This window comes from Nocardioides fonticola (genome assembly GCF_039536805.1).
Classification (GTDB): Bacteria; Actinomycetota; Actinomycetes; order Propionibacteriales; family Nocardioidaceae; genus Nocardioides; species Nocardioides fonticola.
This window is the reverse complement of the sequence record NZ_BAAAZH010000014.1, coordinates 91,125-111,188: the sequence shown is the minus strand read 5'-3', so window position 1 is coordinate 111,188 and position 20,064 is coordinate 91,125. Positions and strand designations below refer to the sequence as shown.

Annotated in this window: 19 protein-coding genes and 1 tRNA gene; 2 read left to right on the top strand and 18 right to left on the bottom strand. The window is 72.9% G+C overall.

Translation table 11 applies throughout. The features are described from left to right. Positions 1-47 precede the first annotated feature (47 nt). From ettA to ABD671_RS11160, 5 genes are all read right to left on the bottom strand, one after another. Positions 48-1,730: an energy-dependent translational throttle protein EttA gene (gene ettA / locus ABD671_RS11180; protein WP_344733442.1), complete on the bottom strand. Its 1,683-nt coding sequence runs from the start codon at positions 1,728-1,730 to the stop codon at positions 48-50. 58 nt (positions 1,731-1,788) lie between these two features. Beyond that, a complete protein-coding gene (locus ABD671_RS11175; protein WP_344733441.1) occupies positions 1,789-2,250 on the bottom strand; it encodes a single-stranded DNA-binding protein in 462 nt (153 codons plus the stop codon). 158 nt (positions 2,251-2,408) lie between these two features. Then, positions 2,409-4,010, bottom strand: coding sequence for a GTPase (locus ABD671_RS11170; RefSeq protein WP_344733440.1), 1,602 nt, complete (start codon positions 4,008-4,010; stop codon positions 2,409-2,411). An 89-nt stretch (positions 4,011-4,099) separates the two neighbouring features. Then, a complete protein-coding gene (locus ABD671_RS11165) occupies positions 4,100-5,815 on the bottom strand; it encodes a dynamin family protein (protein WP_344733439.1) in 1,716 nt (571 codons plus the stop codon). Beyond that, on the bottom strand, positions 5,812-6,933 hold the full coding sequence (locus ABD671_RS11160) for a PrsW family intramembrane metalloprotease (RefSeq protein WP_344733438.1): 1,122 nt from the start codon (positions 6,931-6,933) through the stop codon (positions 5,812-5,814). The genes ABD671_RS11165 and ABD671_RS11160 overlap by 4 nt, the downstream gene beginning before the upstream one ends. Positions 6,934-7,038: 105 nt before the next feature. Between ABD671_RS11160 and ABD671_RS11155 the strand changes: the two genes are divergently transcribed. Beyond that, on the top strand, positions 7,039-8,457 hold the full coding sequence (locus ABD671_RS11155; protein WP_344733437.1) for an aminopeptidase P family protein: 1,419 nt from the start codon (positions 7,039-7,041) through the stop codon (positions 8,455-8,457). Positions 8,458-8,513: 56 nt separating this feature from the next. Here ABD671_RS11155 and ABD671_RS11150 read toward each other — a convergent pair whose 3' ends face one another. Then, positions 8,514-8,810 (bottom strand): hypothetical protein, encoded by a 297-nt coding sequence (locus ABD671_RS11150; RefSeq protein WP_344733436.1) that lies wholly within the window; start codon positions 8,808-8,810, stop codon positions 8,514-8,516. 262 nt (positions 8,811-9,072) lie between these two features. On the opposite strand from ABD671_RS11150, the gene ABD671_RS11145 reads away from it, so the two are divergent. Continuing rightward, a tRNA-Arg gene (locus ABD671_RS11145) sits at positions 9,073-9,146 on the top strand. Between the two features lie 93 nt (positions 9,147-9,239). Here ABD671_RS11145 and ABD671_RS11140 read toward each other — a convergent pair. From ABD671_RS11140 to ABD671_RS11085, 12 genes are all read right to left on the bottom strand, one after another. After that, positions 9,240-9,395: a hypothetical protein gene (locus ABD671_RS11140; protein WP_344733435.1), complete on the bottom strand. Its 156-nt coding sequence runs from the start codon at positions 9,393-9,395 to the stop codon at positions 9,240-9,242. A gap of 74 nt (positions 9,396-9,469) precedes the next feature. Continuing rightward, positions 9,470-9,787 (bottom strand): hypothetical protein, encoded by a 318-nt coding sequence (locus ABD671_RS11135; RefSeq protein ID WP_344733434.1) that lies wholly within the window; start codon positions 9,785-9,787, stop codon positions 9,470-9,472. Positions 9,788-10,120: 333 nt separating this feature from the next. Beyond that, the gene (locus ABD671_RS11130) at positions 10,121-10,873 is read right to left on the bottom strand and encodes a hypothetical protein (RefSeq protein WP_344733433.1); all 753 of its coding nucleotides are present in this window, start codon (positions 10,871-10,873) and stop codon (positions 10,121-10,123) included. Between the two features lie 166 nt (positions 10,874-11,039). Continuing rightward, on the bottom strand, positions 11,040-12,101 hold the full coding sequence (locus tag ABD671_RS11125) for an LLM class F420-dependent oxidoreductase (protein ID WP_344733432.1): 1,062 nt from the start codon (positions 12,099-12,101) through the stop codon (positions 11,040-11,042). Positions 12,102-12,135: 34 nt separating this feature from the next. Then, positions 12,136-12,621, bottom strand: coding sequence for a hypothetical protein (locus ABD671_RS11120; protein WP_344733431.1), 486 nt, complete (start codon positions 12,619-12,621; stop codon positions 12,136-12,138). Beyond that, positions 12,618-13,145 (bottom strand): hypothetical protein, encoded by a 528-nt coding sequence (locus ABD671_RS11115; RefSeq protein WP_344733430.1) that lies wholly within the window; start codon positions 13,143-13,145, stop codon positions 12,618-12,620. Before ABD671_RS11115 ends, ABD671_RS11120 begins: the two co-directional genes overlap by 4 nt. After that, positions 13,106-14,446 (bottom strand): MCE family protein, encoded by a 1,341-nt coding sequence (locus ABD671_RS11110; RefSeq protein WP_344733429.1) that lies wholly within the window; start codon positions 14,444-14,446, stop codon positions 13,106-13,108. Before ABD671_RS11110 ends, ABD671_RS11115 begins: the two co-directional genes overlap by 40 nt. Beyond that, a complete protein-coding gene (locus ABD671_RS11105; RefSeq protein WP_344733428.1) occupies positions 14,443-15,696 on the bottom strand; it encodes an MCE family protein in 1,254 nt (417 codons plus the stop codon). Before ABD671_RS11105 ends, ABD671_RS11110 begins: the two co-directional genes overlap by 4 nt. Beyond that, complete coding sequence (locus ABD671_RS11100) at positions 15,696-16,811, bottom strand: MCE family protein (protein ID WP_344733427.1); 1,116 nt, start codon at positions 16,809-16,811, stop codon at positions 15,696-15,698. The genes ABD671_RS11105 and ABD671_RS11100 overlap by 1 nt, the downstream gene beginning before the upstream one ends. Next, positions 16,808-17,803: an MCE family protein gene (locus tag ABD671_RS11095; protein WP_344733425.1), complete on the bottom strand. Its 996-nt coding sequence runs from the start codon at positions 17,801-17,803 to the stop codon at positions 16,808-16,810. The genes ABD671_RS11100 and ABD671_RS11095 overlap by 4 nt, the downstream gene beginning before the upstream one ends. Continuing rightward, positions 17,800-18,861: an MCE family protein gene (locus ABD671_RS11090; RefSeq protein ID WP_344733424.1), complete on the bottom strand. Its 1,062-nt coding sequence runs from the start codon at positions 18,859-18,861 to the stop codon at positions 17,800-17,802. The genes ABD671_RS11095 and ABD671_RS11090 overlap by 4 nt, the downstream gene beginning before the upstream one ends. After that, a complete protein-coding gene (locus ABD671_RS11085) occupies positions 18,858-20,063 on the bottom strand; it encodes an MCE family protein (RefSeq protein ID WP_344733423.1) in 1,206 nt (401 codons plus the stop codon). The genes ABD671_RS11090 and ABD671_RS11085 overlap by 4 nt, the downstream gene beginning before the upstream one ends. Between the last annotated feature and the right edge of the window lies 1 nt (position 20,064).

Below are 20,064 nucleotides of genomic sequence, written 5' to 3'. Positions count from 1 at the left end.
CCGTCGTGCTGTCAGGGGCCGAGCCTGGACAGCCGAGCCCGGACGGATCAGTCGCGGGTGAGCCGGCGGTGCGTGACGCGGTGCGGGCGGGCGGCGTCGGGGCCGAGGCGCTCGATCTTGTTCTCCTCGTAGGAGGCGAAGTTGCCCTCGAACCAGAACCACTGGCCCTCCTGCTCCTCGGTGCCCTCCCAGGCCAGGATGTGGGTGGCGATGCGGTCGAGGAACCACCGGTCGTGGGAGGTCACGACGGCACAGCCCGGGAAGTCGAGCAGGGCGTCCTCGAGGGAGGACAGGGTCTCGACGTCGAGGTCGTTGGTGGGCTCGTCGAGCAGCAGCACGTTGCCACCCTGCTTGAGAGTCAGGGCGAGGTTGAGACGGTTGCGCTCACCGCCGGAGAGGACGCCGGCCTTCTTCTGCTGGTCGGGCCCCTTGAAGCCGAAGGAGGCGACGTAGGCGCGGGAGTTCATCTCGAAGTTCGCGACCTTGATGAAGTCCAGGCCGTCGGAGACGACCTCCCAGACGTTCTTGTTCGGGTCGATGCCGCCACGGCTCTGGTCGACGTAGGACAGCTTGACCGTCTGGCCCACGGTCAGCGAGCCCGAATCGGGCGTCTCGCCGCCGGTGATCATGCGGAACAGAGTGGTCTTGCCGACGCCGTTGGGACCGACGACGCCGACGATGCCGGCGCGCGGCAGCGTGAAGGAGATGTCGTTCCACAGCACGCGGTCCTCGAACCCCTTGGTGAGGTGGGAGGCCTCGAGGACGACGTCGCCCAGCCGCGGGCCCGGCGGGATGTTGATGTCGGCGGTGTCGATCTTGCGGGCCTTGTCGGCCTCGGCCGCGAGCTCCTCGTAGCGGGCCAGACGCGACTTGCTCTTGGTCTGGCGCGCCTTGGCGTTCGAGCGCACCCACTCGAGTTCCTTCTCGAGCATCTTGGCGCGCTTGGCGTCCTTCTGACCCTCGATCTTGAGGCGTTCCTTCTTGGTCTCCAGGTAGGTGGAGTAGTTGCCCTCGTAGGGGTGGGTCTTGCCCCGGTCGAGCTCGAGGATCCACTCGGCGACGTTGTCGAGGAAGTACCGGTCGTGGGTGATCGCCAGGACGGCGCCCGGGTAGGTCTTCAGGTGGCCCTCCAGCCACTGCACCGACTCGGCGTCGAGGTGGTTGGTGGGCTCGTCGAGGAGCAGCAGGTCGGGCTGCTGGAGCAGCAGCTTGCACAGCGCGACCCGCCGGCGCTCACCACCGGAGAGGTTGTCGACCAGGGTGTCGGGGGGCGGGCAGCGCAGGGCGTCCATGGCCTGGTCGAGCCGGCTGTCGAGATCCCACGCGTTGGCGTTGTCGAGATCGGTCTGCAGGTCGCCCATCTCGGCCATGAGGGCGTCGAAGTCGGCGTCGGGGTCGCCCATCGCCTCGGAGACCTCGTTGAAGCGCTTCAGCTTGGCCACGATGTCGCCGACGGCCTCCTGGACGTTCTCCAGAACCGTCTTCCCCTCGGTCAGCGGCGGCTCCTGCTGGAGCATGCCGACGGTGGCCTCGGGGTCGAGGATCGCATCGCCGTTGTTGGCCTGGTCGATCCCGGCCATGATCTTCAGCAGCGAGGACTTGCCGGTGCCGTTGGGGCCGACCACGCCGATCTTCGCCCCGTGCAGGAACGAGAGGGTGACGTTGTCGAGGACGACCTTGTCGCCGTGGGCCTTGCGCACGTTGCGCAGGGTGAAGACATATTCCGCCATGGCACCCGAGCCTAGTCGGCGACACCCCCGATGACCTGATCGGGGCGGCGCCGCGACCTCAGGCGACGCCGGCGCGCTGCTCGGGTTCCGACACCTCGCCCGTGGCCGTCTCCCCCGGGGCGGATCCGGACTCCGGGGCCGCGGCCTCGACGCGCTCGGGGCGCGGAGCGCGGGAGAAGGCGCTGCGGCCGCGGGTGAGGTCGTGGCCCAGGTGCAGCGCGTCGACCTCGAGGGTGGTGGTCTCGACGCCGGCGTTGGTGGTCCAGGTGCGCACCGACAGGCGGCCGTGCACGAGCACGGGGTCGCCGCGGCGCAGCGAGAGCGCCGCGTTCTCGGCCAGCCCGCGCCAGGCCTGCACGGTGTACCACTGCGTCTCGCCGTCGACCCACTCCTCCGAGCGCCTCGAGAAGCGCCGCGGCGCGGTCGCGACCCGGAAGGAGGCGACGGGGACGCCGCCCGCCTGCCGCATCGTCACATCGCTTCCCAGCCATCCGGTGAAGGTCACCGTGGTCTCGTTCATCTCACTGTTCCTCCTCACTCGCCGGCACCGCGCCGGCGACGTGAGCAGCCTTCCGCGGACGGCGGATGCCCGACAGGCACCATCGAGGATCTGGGGACGACGCGGCCGTGGCCCGCCCTGTGGAGGATCCGCGGCCGGGACCACCCGGCCAGGAGGAGTCAGCGGCGGGCGCGTTCGAGCCCCGCGCGGACGCCGGCCCGCACCTCGAGCTCGGCCTGGAGGGGCGCCACCACCCGGGCGTGGGCCACCTCGCGCACCGCGGCCCGCAGCGCCCGGTCGGCGGTCTCGGCGGTCTCGGTGGCCGCGGACGCCGCGCGTCCGCGGGCGATGATCGCCAGGAGGACGCCGAGCACCAGCCCGGCTCCGGCCAGCGCATAGCCGAGCGGCTCGGACGCCGCGACGGCCCAGGCGATACCGCCGACGGCGGCGAGCAGGAGCAGCCACTGGAGCAGCATCACGCCGCGCGCCCAGCCCGGCACCGTGCGGGCCCCGAGGTCGACGCCGGCGACAGCACGATCGAGCTGCTCGCCCAACGTGTCGAGCGGGGCCAGGCCGATGCGGCGCAGCGACTCCTGCCAGCCGGTGCCCAGACCACGGCCGGCGTCGTCGACGAGCGCGCGGACCTCGGCGTCGAGGCGTCCGCGCTCGAGGCCGACGGCGCTCGGCGCGGACCGGTCGGCCCCGGCCAGGGCACGGCCCGCCGAGCCGAGGTCGAGGTCGAGTCCCTTGAGCGGGTCGGGACGCAGCCGCCCCAGCCAGGCCAGGGGCGGCCAGCCCACGGCGCGGCGGATGCGGCCCAGCGAGGACCGCTCGACGGCGTCGACGATGACCGGGATGCCCGCGGCGTCGGCGAGCGCGGCGTCGAAGGTCGTGATGCGGGCGGTGTTGAGCCCGGCCGCGTCGGCAGCGCCGTCGAGGGCGACGAGGTCGTCGGCGAGCGCGCGCAGATCGGCCTCGACGCGGTCGCGGGTGAGCTGCTTGTCGGCGACACGCCGCTCGATGCGGGCCCGCAGCTCGTCGAGTCCGAGGCCGTGACGGGCGCTGACCCCGAGCACCGGCACCTCGGTCAGGCCGTCGGCGTCGAGGAGCCGGCGGACGTCGTCGAGCATCGACTGGCGGCGGTCCTCGGCGACGGTGTCGATGTGGTTGAGCACCACGAGCATGATGTCGGCGTGCGAGCGCATCGGCGCGAGATAGCGGTCGTGGATCGCCGCGTCGGCGTACTTCTGCGGGTCGAGCACCCAGATGATCATGTCGGCGAGCCCGACGAGCCGGTCGACCTCGAGGTGGTGGGCGACCTCGGTGGAGTCGTGGTCGGGCAGGTCGAGCAGGACGACGCCGTCCATCGAGTTCGACTCCCGGCGGGTATCGAGCATGGAGTCGCGGGTGGTCTGGTGGCGCGGCGGGATGCCGAGCCACTCCAGCAGCTCGGCGGCACCGTCGGCACCCCACACGCAGGCCGTGGCCCACGAGGTGGTCGGACGCCGGACGCCGACGGCGGAGAGCTCGAGCCCGGTGAGGGCGTTGAAGGTCGAGGACTTGCCCGAGCCGGTCGCGCCCGCGATGGCGACGACGGTGTGGTCGGAGGAGAGCCGCATGCGGCCCGCAGCGCGCGAGACGACCGTCGCGGCCCGGTCGAGGTCGGCGTCGGCGAGCCGGCCGCGGGCGCCGTCGACGGCGGCCGCGAGACCCTCGATGCGACCCGCGAGATCGGTGCCGCGGGTGACCAGGGAGGTGGTCGCCTCCTGCAGGGACGTCATCGCTCTCTTCCTTCACCGACGGGCACGGGCAGGGCCACCATAGTGGGCGCGCACCGCGGGCCCCATGCCGGCAGGCCCGGCCGACCGGCTCAGGCGCCGCGCTGGGATTCGGCGAAGCGGGCGTCGTCGACGCGTCGGGCGGCCTCGCGCAGCGCCTCGGCCGCACCGTCGGGGACGGCGTCGGCGCCGAGCAGGCCCGTGAAGCGCTCGCTCTCGGCGTCGAGCAGGCCGAGCACGTGCTCGTGGAGGGACGCGGTGGCCGAGCGCACCATGGCGGTGACCTCGGCCTCGCCGAAGACGGCGTCGAGCAGCTGGCGACCGAGCGCCGCGCTCTCGTGCTGGGAGGCCCCGGCGATCACCTGGACCATGAGGGAGACCGCGAGACCGCCGGCGCCGAAGGCGAGGTAGCGGGCCGAGCGCTTGTCGGCGCCGTCGGCGCGCACCAGCGCCCCGACCTCCTCCTGCCAGGCGCGGACGGCGCGCTCGGCGCGTCGCCGCAGGTCGCGGGAGGCGCGGCCGAGGTCGGGGCCGGCCTGGGCGAGCAGCGCGGGGCCGCCGGGCAGCTCGGCCCAGCGGGTCGCCACGGCACCGGCGGCGCGTTCGGCGTGCTCGAGGACCAGCAGTTCGATGGCGGACTCGACGGCGACGACGACCCGCTCGGCCTGCTGCGGCTTGCCCTTGACGGCGTTGACGACGCGATCGCGCAGCCAGCTGACCTTCTGGTCGAGGCTGCGCAGGAGGTCGCCGGTGCCGACGAAGTCCTGCCAGCGGGCGAGCACCTCGCCGCGTAGGAGCCGTCCGTCGACCAGCCCGGCGGCGGTGTCGTCGCGGTCGGCGGCGTACCCCTCGACGACGGCCTCGCGCAGCCCGGCCGCGACCCGCTGCTGGGCGCCGAGCGCCTCGACGAGCGGGTAGGTGTGATGGGTCATCGACCGGATGGCGCCGTCGAGGGTCTGCTTGACGACGACCGCGCGGCCGCCGCTGTCGGCGGCGAGGGAGTCGATCCACCCGCGCACGTCGGCGACGTGGCCCGGCGGGAGCAGCCCGTCGTCGTCGATGGGGCCCTCGTGGACCACGAAGATCGGGGAGTCCTTCAGGCCGCGGGAGGCCAGCATGCGGGCCAAGTGGGTGGAGACGGTCTCGACCGCCTCAGCCGGGGTGCGGTCGAGGATGACCGCCACCGCGGTGGCCCGGTCGGCGGCGCCCCGCAGGTGCTGCCAGGGCACCTGGTCGGCGTAGCGGGCCGCGGAGGTGACGAAGAGCCACAGGTCGGCCGCGGCCAGCAGCTGGGCGGCGAGCTCGCGGTTGCGCTGCTCGACGGAGTCGACGTCGGGCGCGTCGACGAGCGCCAGCCCCTGCGGCATCCGCTCGGAGGCGACCAGCTGGAGCGCGGTGGGGTCGTCGGTGGCCTCCTCCACGCGACGCAGGTCGGGCAGGAGGCGGTCCTGGCCGAACCAGTGGGCGTCGTCGGGGTGGTGCACGAGGACGGCGGAGCGGGTGGTCGGACGCAGGACGCCGGGCGTGGTCACCCGCTCCCCCACCAGCGAGTTCACCAGGGTGGACTTGCCGGCGCCGGTGGACCCGCCGACGACGGCCACCAGCGGCGCCTCGATCGTCATGACCCGCGGGATGACGTAGTCCTCGAGCTGGTCGATCATCTGGCGGCGCGAGGCCCGCAGGTCCTCCACGCCCTCGACGTCGAAGGGCAGGTCGGCGGCCTGGAGCGCGCCGCGCAGGCGCACCAGGGCGGTGAGCATCTGGGCGTCCTGGGCGCTCGAGGACCCGCCGTCGTTGCTGGCTGTCATCGAGTGGGGACCACCTGTCCGGGAAAGGCGATGGAGGGCCGGACGACGCCGATCCGGGCGACGTACTCCTGGCCCCGTCGGGCGAAGTCGGGCGGGGGCGTGCCGCGCAGGTAGCGATGATGCAGGAATCCGAGCTCGATCGCAGCTTGTTGGTAGTTCCGCATGGCGCGTTCAGCGGCCGGGCCGCCTGCGAGGCGGGCGTGGCGCCGAGCCAGACGGCGGGCTCGCAGGTCGACGACCCAGCCGATGTCGGTGGCCGGGATGAGGCCGCGCGCGGCGGCGTCCTGGAGGGCCGCGGCGAGCATCCGGCGCTCGGAGCGGCGCGCCCAGAGGCCGAGCGCGGCCATCCCGACCAGGGCGGGCGCCATCAGCACGAGGTAGACCGCGACGAAGCCGCCGGTGCCGAAGATCGTCGACCCGTTCCACAGGCCGTGCGCGAGGACGGCGAGCAGGTACCCGCCGAGGGGTGCGACGGCGCGCACGAGCGGGGAGCGCGACCCGACCGCGAGACCGACCCCCACGCCGGTGAACGCGGTGAAGAGGGGATGGGCGAAGGGGCTGAAGAGGCACCGCATGACGAAGGTCGCCGTCAGGGCGTCGGTGCCGCCGGGGCCTGTGCCGTCGGTGCCGTTGTAGGCCGCGGCCAGGTAGAGGATGTTCTCCACGAAGGCGAAGCCGACGCCCACCATGCCCGCGTAGACGATGCCGTCGAGGACGCCGTCCAGCTCGGCGCGGCGCCACCACAGCAGCAGGACGAGGAAGAGACCCTTGGAGGCCTCCTCGGTGATCGGGGCGACGATCGCGAGCGACTGGTCATCGGTGAAGCGCAGCACCATGCCGCCGACGCCCTGGATGAGCAGCGCGGCGGCGGTGGCGACGAAGCCGCCCCACAGCAGCGCCGCGGCCAGCAGGCCGCGAGGCTCGGGTTCGTAGCGGTCGAGCCACAGGTAGCAGGCGACGACGGGTCCGACGGGCAGCGCGGCCAGCGCGGTGGCCAGCACCAGCGATCCAGGAGCGCCCGAGAGGGCGATGATGAGCAGGATCGGCAGGGCCCCGAGGACGACGGCGACCGTCACCGTGACCGTGAAGGCACGGCTGGAGAGACGGCCTGCGGACATGCCCCGACCCTAGCGGGGGATGCGCTCCCAGCCGTGCATCGCGGCCGCGACGCCGACCCCGACAGGGGAGGCGCCAGCGCCCGGTCGCGCGCGTAAGGTGGCGCCATGAGCGAGCAGACCGCAGCCGACCAGCCGCGCACCGAGTCCCACGACCCGGCCGTCCCGGCCGCCTACGCCGCCTTCATGCGCGAGGGCTGGGGCGATCGCGAGCTCGACCTGCCGCGCAGCAGCGTGGCCGAGCCGGCCGCCCGGCGCCGGGCCGCGCTGGCCGCCCTGTTCCCCGGTGAGCGCCTCGTGCTGCCCGCCGGCGGATTCAAGGTGCGCGCCAACGACACCGACTACCGGTTCCGGCCCGACACCGCCCACACCTACTACGCGGGCAACCAGACCTCCGACGCCGTCCTCGTCGTCCACGACGACCAGCACGTGCTCTACGCGCGTCCGCGCGCCTCGCGGGAAACCGACGAGTTCTTCCGCGACCGCCAGTACGGCGAGCTGTGGGCCGGACGCCGTCCCAGCGCCCACGAGATCTCCTCCGCGCTCGGGCTCGAGGTGCGCCACATCGACCAGTTGGCCGACGACCTGCGGGCGTCGTCCCCGAAGACGCGGGTGCACCGCGGTGTCTCGGCGGCCGTCGACGCGCTCGTCGAGGGCGACGCCAGCCTCGATGCCGATCTCGCCCGGGTGGTGTCCGAGCAGCGGCTGATCAAGGACGCCTGGGAGATCGCCCAGTTGGAGGAGGCGTGCGCGATCACCGCGGCCGGTTTCGAGGACTGCGTGCGCGAGTGGCCGCGGGTGCTCGAGTACGGCGAGCGCTGGATCGAGGGCACGTTCTTCCGCCGCGCCCGCACCCAGGGCAACGACATCGGCTACGACTCCATCGTCGCGGGCGGGGCCCACGCCACCACCCTGCACTGGATCGAGAACTCCGGTCCGATCACGCCCGGCCAGCTCGTGCTGCTCGACATGGGCGTGGAGAACCGGCAGCTCTACACCGCCGACATCACCCGCACCATCCCGGTCGACGGCCGCTTCACCGACCTCCAGCGGCGTCTCTACGAGCTGGTGCTCGCCGCGCAGGAGGCCGGCATCGCGGCGGTGCGGCCCGGCGTCCCGTTCGCCTCGGTGCACGAGGCGTCGATGACGGTGCTCGCGCACGGGCTCGAGGACATGGGCCTGCTGCCCGTCTCGGCGGAGGAGGCGCTCGACCCCGAGAGCAAGGTCTACGCCCGCTGGACCCTGCACGGCACGAGCCACATGCTCGGCATGGACGTGCACGACTGCGGGCAGGCCGCACCGGAGTCCTACGCCAAGGGCGAGCTCGCCGAGGGCATGGTGCTCACGGTCGAGCCGGGCCTGTACTTCCAGGCCGACGACCTGCTCGTGCCGGAGGAGCTGCGGGGCATCGGCATCCGCATCGAGGACGACGTGCAGGTCACCGCCGACGGTGCCCGCAACCTCTCCGCCGCCCTCCCGCGCACGGTCGCGGACATCGAGGAGTGGATGGGGCGCCTGATCGGCTGAGCCGCCTGTCGCGTGCGACTGCGCGCGCCGCCTGACGGGTGGGCAGGCCGGTCGACTCAGTCGACCCGGCGGACCGCCTCGGTCGTGCCTGCGAGCTTCTCGATCGCCGCGAGCTCGCGGAGCATGTCGACGACGTCGCCGGTGCGGATGCGCTCCCCCGGGCCGGCCGGCGGCAGGTCGGCGCGCGGTGCGGCGGGATCGCGGCGCCCGGCCCCGAGGGCACTGAGCAGGTCGATCAGTTCGCCCTGCACCTCGTCGACCACATCGGCGGCGAGGGCGGCGAACTCGGCGTCCCGCGCGGCTGCGGCCGCCGAGACGTCCGCCCCGGCGAGGGGTGCGGCAGCTGAATCCATGACTGAATCTCCTCCCGTCGACCGCTCTCCCCAGCGGTCGACCGCGGGCCGGACCCACCGGGGGGCGGTGTCTGGTGACCCGCTGTCGAGAGTACGGGCGTGAACCGTTACCGACCAGTACTCCGTGACCCAGGTCACGGCGGAGTCCAGACCAGCACCGATCGGTGCTTGCGCGAGAACCATTTCATCTGCTGGGCCCGACGCCGATCCCACCCCTGGGATACCGGGCCGATATCCTGCCTGCGGCCCTCCGGGGCCGCCCGCCTCCGTAGCTCAGCTGGATAGAGCAGCGGCCTTCTAATCCGCCGGTCGCAGGTTCGAATCCTGCCGGGGGCGCCCTCCGCGAGGCCCACGTGGGCCTCCGCGGCAGCCCTACGGCGACTCCACGGCGACTCCGCGGCGAGGTCCGCCGAAGGGCCGTGCTCGACGTCAGCTCAGCGACGTGACGATGTCCCGGGGCGCCGGCTCGAGGAGCATCGGGCCGTCGTCGTCACGACCGGCGCCCATGATCATCCCGAGCAGGAGCCCGAGGGGCAGTTGCGCGGCCAGCCAGCCGACCAGCGCCGTCTCCCATCCGTTGCTCATGCCTCCAGGGTGCACCGCTGCTCCCCGGTCCAGACAAGCCCGGAGGCAGGATTCTCATCGAACTCACCGAGTGTTCAGCGATGGGACGCCCGGCGGGCCACCGCCAGCCACGCGAGCCACACCAACGGTTGGCCCACGAAGATCGCCACGAGTCCGGCGGGCACCGAGCCCTCGAATCCCGCCACCCCGAAGGCGTCGAGGCCGAGGAAGGCCACCACGACCAGGGCGATCGAGGCGCCGACGGCCAGTGCCATCGTCACCAGGGTGAGCAGGGCCGCGCCCGTGGACGGGACGGCGGCGTCATCGAGGACGTCGTGGACGTCGCGCCGTCCGGCCGGGGGGGCGACGTGACGGTCGGCGTGCTCGGGGGTGGGTCGCGGGGAGCCGCTCATGAGCAGGTTCACGACCGGGCCGCCCGGCGTCGGGCCGCGCAGCGCAGGGGGAGGGACGACATGCGGATCTCATCTCGTGTCGGGGGGTCGAGTGAGGCTCTACCACCGTGACACCCCTGTGACCGGGACGAAATGCCCTGGTCGTAAGTTGAGGCGCCCGCTGGCGATCTTGCGTGTTCCTTGAGGTTAACTTGAGGTGGAGGGAGGGTGGTACGGACCACCCGGACGCCCGTCCGGATGCCTCCCGAGGGCACCCGGACGGACGGCCGAGAAGGCGGTCGGCCCGCGATCGATGGCTCGATCGACCAGTCGACCAGGCTCGACCAGGGTCGATCAGGGGGCGACGTAGTCCGAGGAGTCGCCGGTGATGACCACGTAGAAGGCCTTGCGCGTGGTCGACGTGGTGACGCTGCCGTCGCTGTTGCGCGGGCTCACCACGAAGTGGGTCGCGGTGTTGGTGCCGGTCGGGGCGCAGTTGGTCGGGATGGTGACCGGAGCGCCGGTGTAGTTGCAGCGGCTGGCGGTGATCTCGCCGGAGAACTCCGGGTTGGCGTCGGCACCGGCGGCGCGGCCGTTGGTGATGCCGTCGCCGTTGAGGTCGATCGTGTTCTCCAGCACCAGCTGCGTGAGGATGCCGTTGTTGGAGAGGTCCTCGTTCGCGTTGATGTAGACGTTGCCGTTGGCGCGCAGCGAGTTGTCGGCGGCCGGCGGGGTCGCGGTGTTGGCCAGGGTCGGGTACGCCGCGGTCACCGTGAAGCCGCCGGACTGGGCGATGATCGAGCCGTCGGTGCCGATGAGGGCCCAGCGGCCGACGCCGGCCGGACCACGGTCGCCGGCGGGTCCCGCCGGGCCGGCCGGGCCGGTCTCGCCCTGGGGGCCCTGCTCGCCGGCCGGGATTTCGCCCTTGGCGAAGTCCTTGGCCAGCAGCGAACGGTTCTTGACGTCCTCGGAGGTGATGGAGTTGTTGCGGATGTCCTCGCCGCCGATGAGGCCGGCGGCGTAGGAGGTGCCGGTCGAGGCGACGACGAGCGCGAGCACCGAGACCGCGAGGGCGGGGCTGGGGCGTCGGACGGAGGGGAGCTTCATCTGGGGAATCCTTTTCGCAGTGGTCCCCCCTGCTCCGATGCGGGTGGCTGTGGTTCGACACCGCCCGCCGATCGGATGGCGCAATCCTTGGTCGAATCTCAGATTGCCCTCAGATTCGATCCCCGCCCCGGCCTCACTCCGGCCTCACTCCGGCCTCACCCCGGCCTCACCCGAGCTCGGCGGCGAGCTCCGCGAGGGTCGCGACGTCGCGCACCCGGCCCTCGTGGCTCGAGGCGAGCAGGACGGCGTTGACGGTGGTCACCCCGGCCTTCGCGAAGGCGGCGAGCCGCTGCGCCACGTGCTCGCGCGAGCCGACCAGCGAGACCCCCTGCACCAGTTCGGCCGGCAGCGCGGCCGCCGCCTGCGCCTTCTCCCCCGCCAGGTAGAGGTCCTGCACGCGGGCCGCCTCCTCGGGGAAGCCGAAGCGCACCGCGAGGTCGTTGTAGAAGTTCTTCCCCCGCGCACCCATGCCGCCGATGTAGAGGGCCAGCTGATCGCGCATGAGCGCATCGGCGGCCGCGAGCTCCTCGGCGTCCTCGCTGATGAGCACCTTGATGTCGGCCATGATGTCGAGCGGCCCGAGCTCGGGCGCCCGCTTCGCGGCGCCGGCGGCGAGCGCCTCACCGAAGGCCTCCTCGGCGCGCTCGGGGAAGAAGAAGATCGGCTCCCAGCCCTCGAAGAGCTCGGCGGCCAGCTCGACGTTCTTGGGTCCGAGGGCGGCCAACTGCATCGGGATGCGGTCGCGCACCGGGTGGTTGATGAGCTTCAGCGGCTTGCCCAGGCCCGAACCGCCACGCTCGGGGGTGAGCGGGACGTCGAAGAAGCGGCCGTGGAAGTCGACCTTCTCCCGGCGCCACACCTGACGGCAGATCTCGACGACCTCGCGGGTGCGCGCGAGCGGCGCCTGGTAGGGCAGACCGTGGAACCCCTCGACCACCTGCGGCCCCGACGCACCGACCCCGAGCACGAACCGGCCCTCGGAGACGTAGTCGAGACCGGCGGCGGTCATGGCGAGCAGCGCGGGTGTGCGCGAGTAGATGTTGAGGATCGAGGTGCACAGCTCGACGCGCGAGGTGCGGGCCGCGATGAAGCCGAGCTGGGAGACGGCGTCGAAGGAGTAGGCCTCCGGTAGCAGGACGATCCCGAGACCCGCGGCCTCGAACTCCTGCAACTGGGCGACGGTGTCGCGGAAGCCGCCGGCGTAGGCGAGCTGCATGCCGATCTTCATGGGTGCCCTTCCTGGAACGGTCTGGTGGGGTGCCTCAGACCGGATCGAGACCGGCGATCAGCCAGTCGTCGCCGACCCGCTGCATCGTGGCCTCCACCCGCGACTGCGAGGTGTCGGGCTCGCGACCGCGTGCGGTGGTGGTCTGGGTGAGGAACGCGAGGACGACGACGCGGTCGGCGTCCCCCCGGACCACCGCGAGCGCATCGACCACGGCGGTCGTGCTCACCTTGCCCGACCGAGCGTTCGGTCGGACGACCGTCTCAAGAACGCGACGGTAGTCGTCGCGGAAGGGACCGGTGGCCGAGGCGACCGCCGCGGCCAGATCGGCGTCGAGGTCGTCGGCGGCGTAGCTGAGCAGCACCGGCAGCCGCTTCGCCGCCTGCGCCATGGCCGCGGCCCGCGCGTCCTCGACGCGGTCGCGCTCGCGCGACCGCAGGGTCCACACGACGTCGCCCGCCACCACACCGAGCAGGAGGACGACCAGGAGCGCCGCCAGGAGACGACCGCCGCGGCCCCTCACGCGACGAACTCCAGATGCGAGACCAGCCATCGACCGCCGACCCGCTCGACATCGACCCGTACCCGGTACTGCCGCGGCTCGGCGCCGTCGGTGCGGTCGTTGTGGACCGTGCCCTCGGCGGCCACGAGCACCCGGGCGCGGTCGCCCGCGAAGGAGACGACCCCGGCCGAGGTGATCTCCCCGGTGGTGGTCACTCCCCCGCTGCGCAGCGCCGAGCGGAAGGTGTCGGCCTGCGACTGGAGGTCGGCGCGGAACCCGCGCGTCGCGCCGTCGAGCAGCCGGTCGAGGTCGTCCTGGGAGGAGTCGGCGCTCACCGTGATCAGCGCCTCCACCTCCGCCGAGGCCGCCCGCATCGCCGCCGCCCGGTCGGCGTCCCGCGTGTCGGCGTCCTGGAGGTGGCGCCACTCGCGCACGCCGTAGCCGAGGGCGAGCACCAGGACGAGGCCGAGGACGGCGAGCAGCGGACCGCCCCGGCGGGGCGAGCTCAGGACAGACCCAGCGGGTGCGTCAGGAGCATGGTCCACGGGTCCCCCTTCCGCGGCGCGTCGTCGTCGGAGCTGCCCAGCAGGCCGGCGGCGTCGAGGAAGGAGCCGTCGAGGGCCTGCACCAGCGCGTCGAGCCCGGCCCCGCCCGCCTCCGTGCCGCCCAGGCGGACGGCGCGGCCGTAGCTCAGTCCGCAGGAGGCCGGCGACGGCCCCCGGGCGGAGCTGTTCGGGCACGGGCTGTTGCGGGCACCGCGCACGCCCTCGGGGGCGTCGGGTGCGAGCTCGCAGTAGGCCGGGCCGGTGGCCGTCGGCGAGAGGTCGGTCGGGGCGCGCCGCTGGTCGACCGGCCGGAAGCCCGCGATGCAGCTGCCGGGGTTGTTGAACTGTGCGCGCAGGTCGAGGCGGGCGTCGCCGACGTCACGCCGCGGCCACAACGCCTCCTGCGTCTTGGCCACGAGCGCCGGATAGGTGACCAGCAGCTGGCGCACGTTGACCGAGTAGTCGTCGAGCGCCTTCGTGGTGGTCGAGAGGTTGGCCAGCAGCACCGGAAGCGTCGGTTGGACGCCGCGCAGTGCGCCGTCGAGGGAGTCGACCGAGCCCGCGCCGGTCGTGAGCAACGCCGAGAGATCGCCGTTGCGGGCCGCCAGCTCGCGGGTGAAGGACGCCAGCGCCCGCGCATAGGCCCGGGTGTTGCCGGCCAACGCCTGCTGGGTCGCCAGCGCCGGCTCGGCGGCCGCGATGAGGCTGCGGGTCTGCTCGATGCGCTGCGCGGCGGCGTCGAGGAAGGTGCCGGAGGCGTCGACCAGCCGGGTGACGTCGTCGGAGGAGCCGCCCAGACCCGCATCGACCTGGTCGAGCACCCGGCGGGTGGCACCGGTGGGCACCGAGTCCAGCAGCCGGTCGAGCCGGCCCAGCAGCGGCGTGATCTGGGGCATCTCGACGGTCTGCGCGCGCGGGACGACGGCGCCGTCGCCGAGGTAGGGACCCTGGTCGTCGGAGGGCACGAGGTCGATGTACTGCTCGCCGATCGCGCTGGTGCTGTGCAGCTGCACCGAGACGTCGCGCGGCACGCGGGCGTCGTCCTCCAGCTGCATGCGCACCCGGACGCCGTCCGGGGAGAGGTCGAGGGCGGTGACCCGGCCGACCGTGACGCCGCGGTAGGTGACGTTCGCCTGCGGATAGAGCCCGCTGGCGTCGGCGAAGTCGGCGCTGATGTCGTAGTGGCCGATGCCGACGCGCGCCGGCAGCCGCCCGTAGACGACGCCGACGAACGCCAGCGCCACGAGCGAGAGCACGGTGAAGACGGCCAGCTGCACGCGGACCATGCGGGTGAGGATCATCGGCAGCCTCCCAGGAGCGAGCCGAGCAGGCCGCAGGTCCCGGTGCCCGAGCCGGATCCCGAGCCGGACCCCGAGCCCTTGCCCGAGCCGCCACCAGGGGTCGAGCCGCCCAGCAGCGAGCCGAGGGCTCCGAGCAGCGTGGAGAGCACCGGCGGGTCGGGCGGCGTCGTGGCCTCGGGGACGCCGGAGAGCTGCGGCGTGGTGTCGCCGCGATCGGGGTCGTGGGAGCCGAGGAACTCCTCGGCCAGCGCCTTGCTCGAGATGTCGATCGTGGCGAACAGGTTGGCGTAGTCGCCCTTGAGCGCCTCCCCCGAGGTCATGATCGGGAACGGCACCGAGACCAGCAGCTTCAGGGCGTCGGGCAGCTGGTCGGCCACGGTGCTGAGCTGGGCGACCGCCGGGCGCAGGTCGGCCAGCTCGCCGACGAGGGCGTCCTGGTTGACCGCGATGAGGCGCGAGGCCTGCACGCTCGCCTCGCCGGTGCGGGTGATGGCCTCGACGAGCCGGTCGCGCTGCCGGTTGAGCGTGCGCAGGCCGGGCGTGACCCGGTCGACCGCGCGGGCGAGCTCGGTGCTGCCGTCGGCCAGCCGCGAGGAGAGCGCGTCGAGCGACTCCAGGGTCGCGATCAGCTGGTCGCGGTTGTCGTCGAGGGTGCCGAGCAGCTCGTTCAGCTGGGCGACGACGTCGCGGGTGTCGGGCACCCGCTGGTCGAGGGTGCGGTTGAGCTCGGTGGTGATGGTGCTCAGCTGCGAGAGGCCGCCGTTGTTGAGCAGCAGCGACGCCGCGCCCAGCACCTGCTCGGTCTCGGGGTAGTCGCCGGTCTGCGAGACCGGGACGACGGCGTCGGCGGCGAGCCGACCCTGCGGACGGGCCGGATCGTCGACCTCGACGTACTGGGCGCCCAGCAGGGTCTTCTGGCCGATCGCGAAGGTGGCGTTGGCCGGGATCGGGACGTCCTTCTTCAACCGCAGCGTGACCACGGCCTGCCAGTCCCTCACCTCGATCGCGGCGACCGTGCCGACGGTGACGTCGTCGTAGAGCACCGTGGAGTTCGGCACCAGGTTCTCGACCTGGTCGAAGGTGACGGTGACGCTGTAGCCGTCGGAGCCCACCGCGGTCTGACCGGGCAGCGTGTTGTCGTTGGGCTGGAGACGGCAGCCGGCGAGGCCCGTGGCGAGACTCGTGGCGAGCACCGTGGCCAGGGCGGCCGATCGGACGCCGCCGCCCGCGCGTCGTGCGGAGGTGCGCATCAGCTCCCGCCTCCCTGCTTGCTGGCCGCCGAGCCGGGCACGGAGCCCAGGCCCAGCACCTCCAGGAGCGGCCGGATGGCCTTCGAGCACATCGCGCTGCTGCCCCCCGCGCCGAGGATGAGACCGCACACGAGGTCGGCGGTGCTGTCGATGTTGCCGAGCGCCAACCGCCCGGTCAGGGCGTGGTTGTCGACCGCGAGGAACAGGTCGATGACCGCGCCCGGCCCGAGGTGGAGGATCTGGGCGATCGTGTAGACCTTCTCGGCCAGCGTCGTCGACAGCCCGGCCGCGTCGCGCACCGTGCGGGCCAGCCGTTCGTCGTGGCGCTCGGCGAGGTCGCCGACCGACCGCAGGGCCGAGCCGAGTTCGCGGACGGCGGCGGTTAGCTGCGTGCGGTTGTCGTCGAGCAGCCGGGAGGCGGAGTCGAGGGTCGTGGTGAACCCCCGGACGGCGCCGTCGTAATGCACGAGGTTGCGGGTGAAGCTGTCGAGGCTGTCGATGGTGGTGAACAGGTCGCTCGAGCCGTCCGAGAGCGTGGCGGCCGCGGCCTGGAGCTGGCGGATCGAGGACCGCAGCTGCTCGGCACCGCCGCGCCCGAGGTTGGCGTCGACCGTGCGGATCGCCTCGGCCAGCGCGCCCTTGCGGCCCACGGGCCCGTCGGGGCCGAGCGCCGTGCTGAGGTCGGTGAGCTCCTTCTTGACCTCGTCGAAGGAGACCGGGACGGCGGTGCGGTCGGTGTCGAGCGTCGCCCCGTCGGCCAGGCGGTCGCCGCCGGTGTAGGCGGGTGCCAGCTGGACGAAACGGCCCGAGACCAGGCTGGGCGCGACGATCGCGGCCTTCACATCGGCCGGGATCGGCCGGTCGCCGTCGACCGACAGTTCGACGCGCACCTTGTCGCCCTCGGGCTCGACGGCGGTGACGTCGCCGACCTTCACCCCGAGCACCCGCACCTGGTCGCCGACGTAGAGGCCGGTGGTGCCGGTGAAGTACGCGGTGATGCGGGTGCGGTCGTCGTGCTGCCACCAGGCGAGGCCGGCGGCGAGCACGGCCAGCACGAGGGCGGGCACCAGGAGGCGGCGCAGACCGGCCGCGGGCCGGGTCAGGATGCGGTTCATCGGGCACCTCCGTCCTGGAGCGCCGAGAGGTAGGGCGTGAGGCTCGAGGGCGCCGTCAGGTTCTGGATGTAGGCGTCGAAGTACGGACCGGTCGAGACCGCCTCGCCGAAGGCGGTGGCGTAGTTGCGGACGCCGTCCAGCGCCGCCTGGAGGTCGGCCTTGTTGCGTTGCAGCACGGTGATCACCCGATCGAGGTTGTCGAGGGCCGGGCCCAGCACGTCGGTGTTCTCCTCGGCCAGCGAGCGGACCGAGCGCGAGACCCGGGTCGCGTCGACGAGCAGGGACTCGACGACCTGGCGACGGGCGGTGAGCTCGCCCAGCAGCTGCTGACCCGACTGGAGCAGGTCGGCCACCTGGCCGTTGCGGCTCGCGAGCACCTCCGAGACCCGGCTCGCCCGCGCCAGCAGGCGGCGCAGCGTGGTGTCGTTCTCGGCCAGGACGGCGGAGAGCCGGCTCACGCCCTCGAGGGCCGGACGCACCTCGGCGGGGGTGTCGGCGAAGGTGTCGGAGACCTGCTGGAGGGAGGCCGCGAGCTGGTCGACGTCGATGTCGGCCGTGGTGGTCGTCAGCTGGTTCAGCGCGCTGGTGACGTCGTAGGGGGACGACGTCCGCTCGCGCGGGATGACGCCCCCGACGTCACCGGAGCCCGCCGGCACGAGTTCGAGCGCGGCCTGGCCGAGCAGGGTGACGGTGACGATGCGGGCGCGGGTGCGGTCGCCGAGCTTCAGCCCCTCGTCGTGCAGGGTCAGGCCGATGTGCACGGTGTCGCCCACGATGCGCAGGTCGTCGACCTTCCCGACGGTCGCGCCGGAGACGACGACGTCGTCGCCGGCCTGGAGGCCGCCCGCCTCGGGGAAGACGGCCTCGAGGTGCCGGCCGCCGTTGATGAGCGGCAGGGAACCGACGTTGATGCTCGCGAGCACCACGAGCACGATCACCAGGGTGCCGACGAGGCCGAGCACCGGGGTCGGGAGTCGGAAGCGGGGCCTCATCGCTGACACCTCTCGAGCGAGCTCTTCACCCAGGGGGTCTCGACGGTCAGGCCGCTGAGGTCGACGACCCGCAGCTTCACCCCGCAGATGAAGAAGTTGAAGAAGTTGCCGTAGGCGGCGGTCTGCATGACGCGGCGGAAGTGCACCGGCAGCGTCTTGAGCACCGTCTGGAGCTCCGCGGACTCACCGGCCAGGCGTCCGGCGCCGACGCCGAGGTCCTTCAGCACCGGCGCCAGGTTCGGCCGGACGCCGTCGACGAGGGTGGTGCCGCGCTTGGCCAGCACGTCGATGCGATCGGCGGCGTCGAGCAGGTCGGTGTCGCGCTTCGCCAGGCCGGAGACGAGCTCGTCGAGCTGGTCGATGAGCGCCCCGACGGCGTCCCGACGGCTATCGAGAGTGCCGAGCACCGTGTCGAGGTTGGTGACGACGTCGGTGATGAGCTGCTCGCGGTCGGCGAGGGCCGGGGTCACCGAGGCGATGGTGCCGACCAGCTGGGTGACGGCGCTGCGCTGGCCCTGGAGCACCTCGACGAGCTGACCCGAGAGCCGGTTGATCTGGTCGGGGTTGAGGCCCGCGAAGAGGGGCTTGAAGCCGTTGAGCAGGGTGTCGAGGTCGAGCGCGGACGCCGTCCGGTCGACGGGGATGGTGCCGCCGGGCTTCAGGGCCGGCGCGTCCGCGTCGGGCCGGTCGAGCTCGACGTACCGGTCGCCGATGAGGTTGCGGTACCGCACGGCGGCGGTGGTGGAGGTGTTGAGGTCGATGTCGTCGTCGAGGTCGAAGGTGACCCGCACGGTGGCGTCGGGCTGCACCTCGACGTCGGTCACCTCCCCCACCGGCACCGAGGCCACCCGCACCTGGTCGCCGGTCTGGAGGCCGGAGACGTTGGCGAACGTGGCGTGGTACTCCCGGCGGGCGCCGGGACGGATGTCGCCGACGACCACCACGAGGTAGGCGGTGACGACCCCGGCGAGCACGAGGAAGACGAGGAGCTTGACCAGGTCGGCCCGCTGCCGGCGCACCACCGGCGAGGGCCCCACCGGCGTCCCCCGGCGCTTCATCGGCCCGCCCCCGAGGGCAGGAAGTTCAGCACGCCGTCGAGGGCGCCGAACAGGGTCGTCGCGAGATCGCCGGTCGGGGTCTGGGGGCCGTCGGCGTACGGGTCGGTGCCCGACACGAAGTGGGGGTTGGGCGGGTCCTGCTCGTCGGCGCCGAGAACCGGGAGGCCGTAGCAGTTGGGACCGCGGTCGTCGCCCATGATCGGGAGGTCCTTGGCGTAGGAGTAGGCCGGCATGCCGGGCTGGATGCGGGTGAAGGTGGTGACGCCCGGGTTGAGGCCGCCGACGACCTTCTCCAGCTTCTCGTTGTTGAACACCACGCCCTTGATCACGCACGGCAGCTCGGGTGAGTACCGGTTGAGCAGCGCGGCGGTGGAGGAGAACTGGTCGAGGGCCGTGCGCAGGTCGCGGGCGTTCACCCGCACCGTCTGCTCGGCGGTGCCGGAGAACGAGCGCAGGTTCACCAGGAACGCCTGGAGGGAGGCCTCCTGGGCCGAGAGGGTGTCGGCGGTCGTGGCGGCGGCATCGCCGGCGTCGAGCAGGTCGGGGACGGCGTCGGCGTAGACGTCGGCGACCTGCTGGGCACGCGGCAGGTCGCGGGCCAGGGTCGGCAGCGCCGGGTTGAACGCCTTGAGGTAGCGGTCGAGCTGGGTGACCAGATCGCCGATCGCCTCGCCGCGCCCGTTGAGGGTGGTGGCGAGGGCCGAGAGCGCCGCGCTCACCTGCGCGGGCCGCGCGGCGTCGAGCACCTCGGTCAGGTGGGTGAAGGTCTGGTTGATCTCGACGGTGACCTTGTCGGCGCGGATCACGTCGCCGCCGGTGAGCCGGGCGGCGTCCGCACGGGCCGGCGCGGTCAGCTGGACGTACTTGGCCCCGAAGGCCGTCGGCGGCACGATCTGGGCGGTGACGTCGGCCGGCACGTTCGCGAGCTGGTCGCGGTCGATCGCCACCTCGATGCGGGCGCCGTCGCCGACCTTGCGGATGCTCTCGACGGTGCCGATCTCGACGCCGCGGAGCTTGACCGGCGTCCCGGAGTCGAGGGTCAGGCCGGCGCGATCGGATTCGATCGTCACCGCGACGGTGTCGGCGAAGGACCGCCGGTAGAGCGCGACGGTGAGCGCCACCAGCAGCGCGAGGATCAGCAGGAAGGTCAGCCCGTAGGCGAACTCGCGGCCGGCGCGGGATCGGGAGGAGAGCGCGGACACC

Excerpts from the sequence above, each read along its gene's own strand:
- ettA (WP_344733442.1), bottom strand. The coding sequence starts at position 1,730 with ATGGCGGAATATGTCTTCACCCTGCGCAACGTGCGCAAGGCCCACGGC.
- ABD671_RS11175 (WP_344733441.1), bottom strand. The coding sequence starts at position 2,250 with ATGAACGAGACCACGGTGACCTTCACCGGATGGCTGGGAAGCGATGTG.
- ABD671_RS11170 (WP_344733440.1), bottom strand. The coding sequence starts at position 4,010 with ATGACGTCCCTGCAGGAGGCGACCACCTCCCTGGTCACCCGCGGCACC.
- ABD671_RS11165 (WP_344733439.1), bottom strand. The coding sequence starts at position 5,815 with ATGACAGCCAGCAACGACGGCGGGTCCTCGAGCGCCCAGGACGCCCAG.
- ABD671_RS11160 (WP_344733438.1), bottom strand. The coding sequence starts at position 6,933 with ATGTCCGCAGGCCGTCTCTCCAGCCGTGCCTTCACGGTCACGGTGACG.
- ABD671_RS11155 (WP_344733437.1), top strand. The coding sequence starts at position 7,039 with ATGAGCGAGCAGACCGCAGCCGACCAGCCGCGCACCGAGTCCCACGAC.
- ABD671_RS11150 (WP_344733436.1), bottom strand. The coding sequence starts at position 8,810 with ATGGATTCAGCTGCCGCACCCCTCGCCGGGGCGGACGTCTCGGCGGCC.
- ABD671_RS11140 (WP_344733435.1), bottom strand. The coding sequence starts at position 9,395 with ATGAGCAACGGATGGGAGACGGCGCTGGTCGGCTGGCTGGCCGCGCAA.
- ABD671_RS11135 (WP_344733434.1), bottom strand. The coding sequence starts at position 9,787 with ATGAGCGGCTCCCCGCGACCCACCCCCGAGCACGCCGACCGTCACGTC.
- ABD671_RS11130 (WP_344733433.1), bottom strand. The coding sequence starts at position 10,873 with ATGAAGCTCCCCTCCGTCCGACGCCCCAGCCCCGCCCTCGCGGTCTCG.
- ABD671_RS11125 (WP_344733432.1), bottom strand. The coding sequence starts at position 12,101 with ATGAAGATCGGCATGCAGCTCGCCTACGCCGGCGGCTTCCGCGACACC.
- ABD671_RS11110 (WP_344733429.1), bottom strand. The coding sequence starts at position 14,446 with ATGATCCTCACCCGCATGGTCCGCGTGCAGCTGGCCGTCTTCACCGTG.
- ABD671_RS11105 (WP_344733428.1), bottom strand. The coding sequence starts at position 15,696 with ATGCGCACCTCCGCACGACGCGCGGGCGGCGGCGTCCGATCGGCCGCC.
- ABD671_RS11100 (WP_344733427.1), bottom strand. The coding sequence starts at position 16,811 with ATGAACCGCATCCTGACCCGGCCCGCGGCCGGTCTGCGCCGCCTCCTG.
- ABD671_RS11095 (WP_344733425.1), bottom strand. The coding sequence starts at position 17,803 with ATGAGGCCCCGCTTCCGACTCCCGACCCCGGTGCTCGGCCTCGTCGGC.
- ABD671_RS11090 (WP_344733424.1), bottom strand. The coding sequence starts at position 18,861 with ATGAAGCGCCGGGGGACGCCGGTGGGGCCCTCGCCGGTGGTGCGCCGG.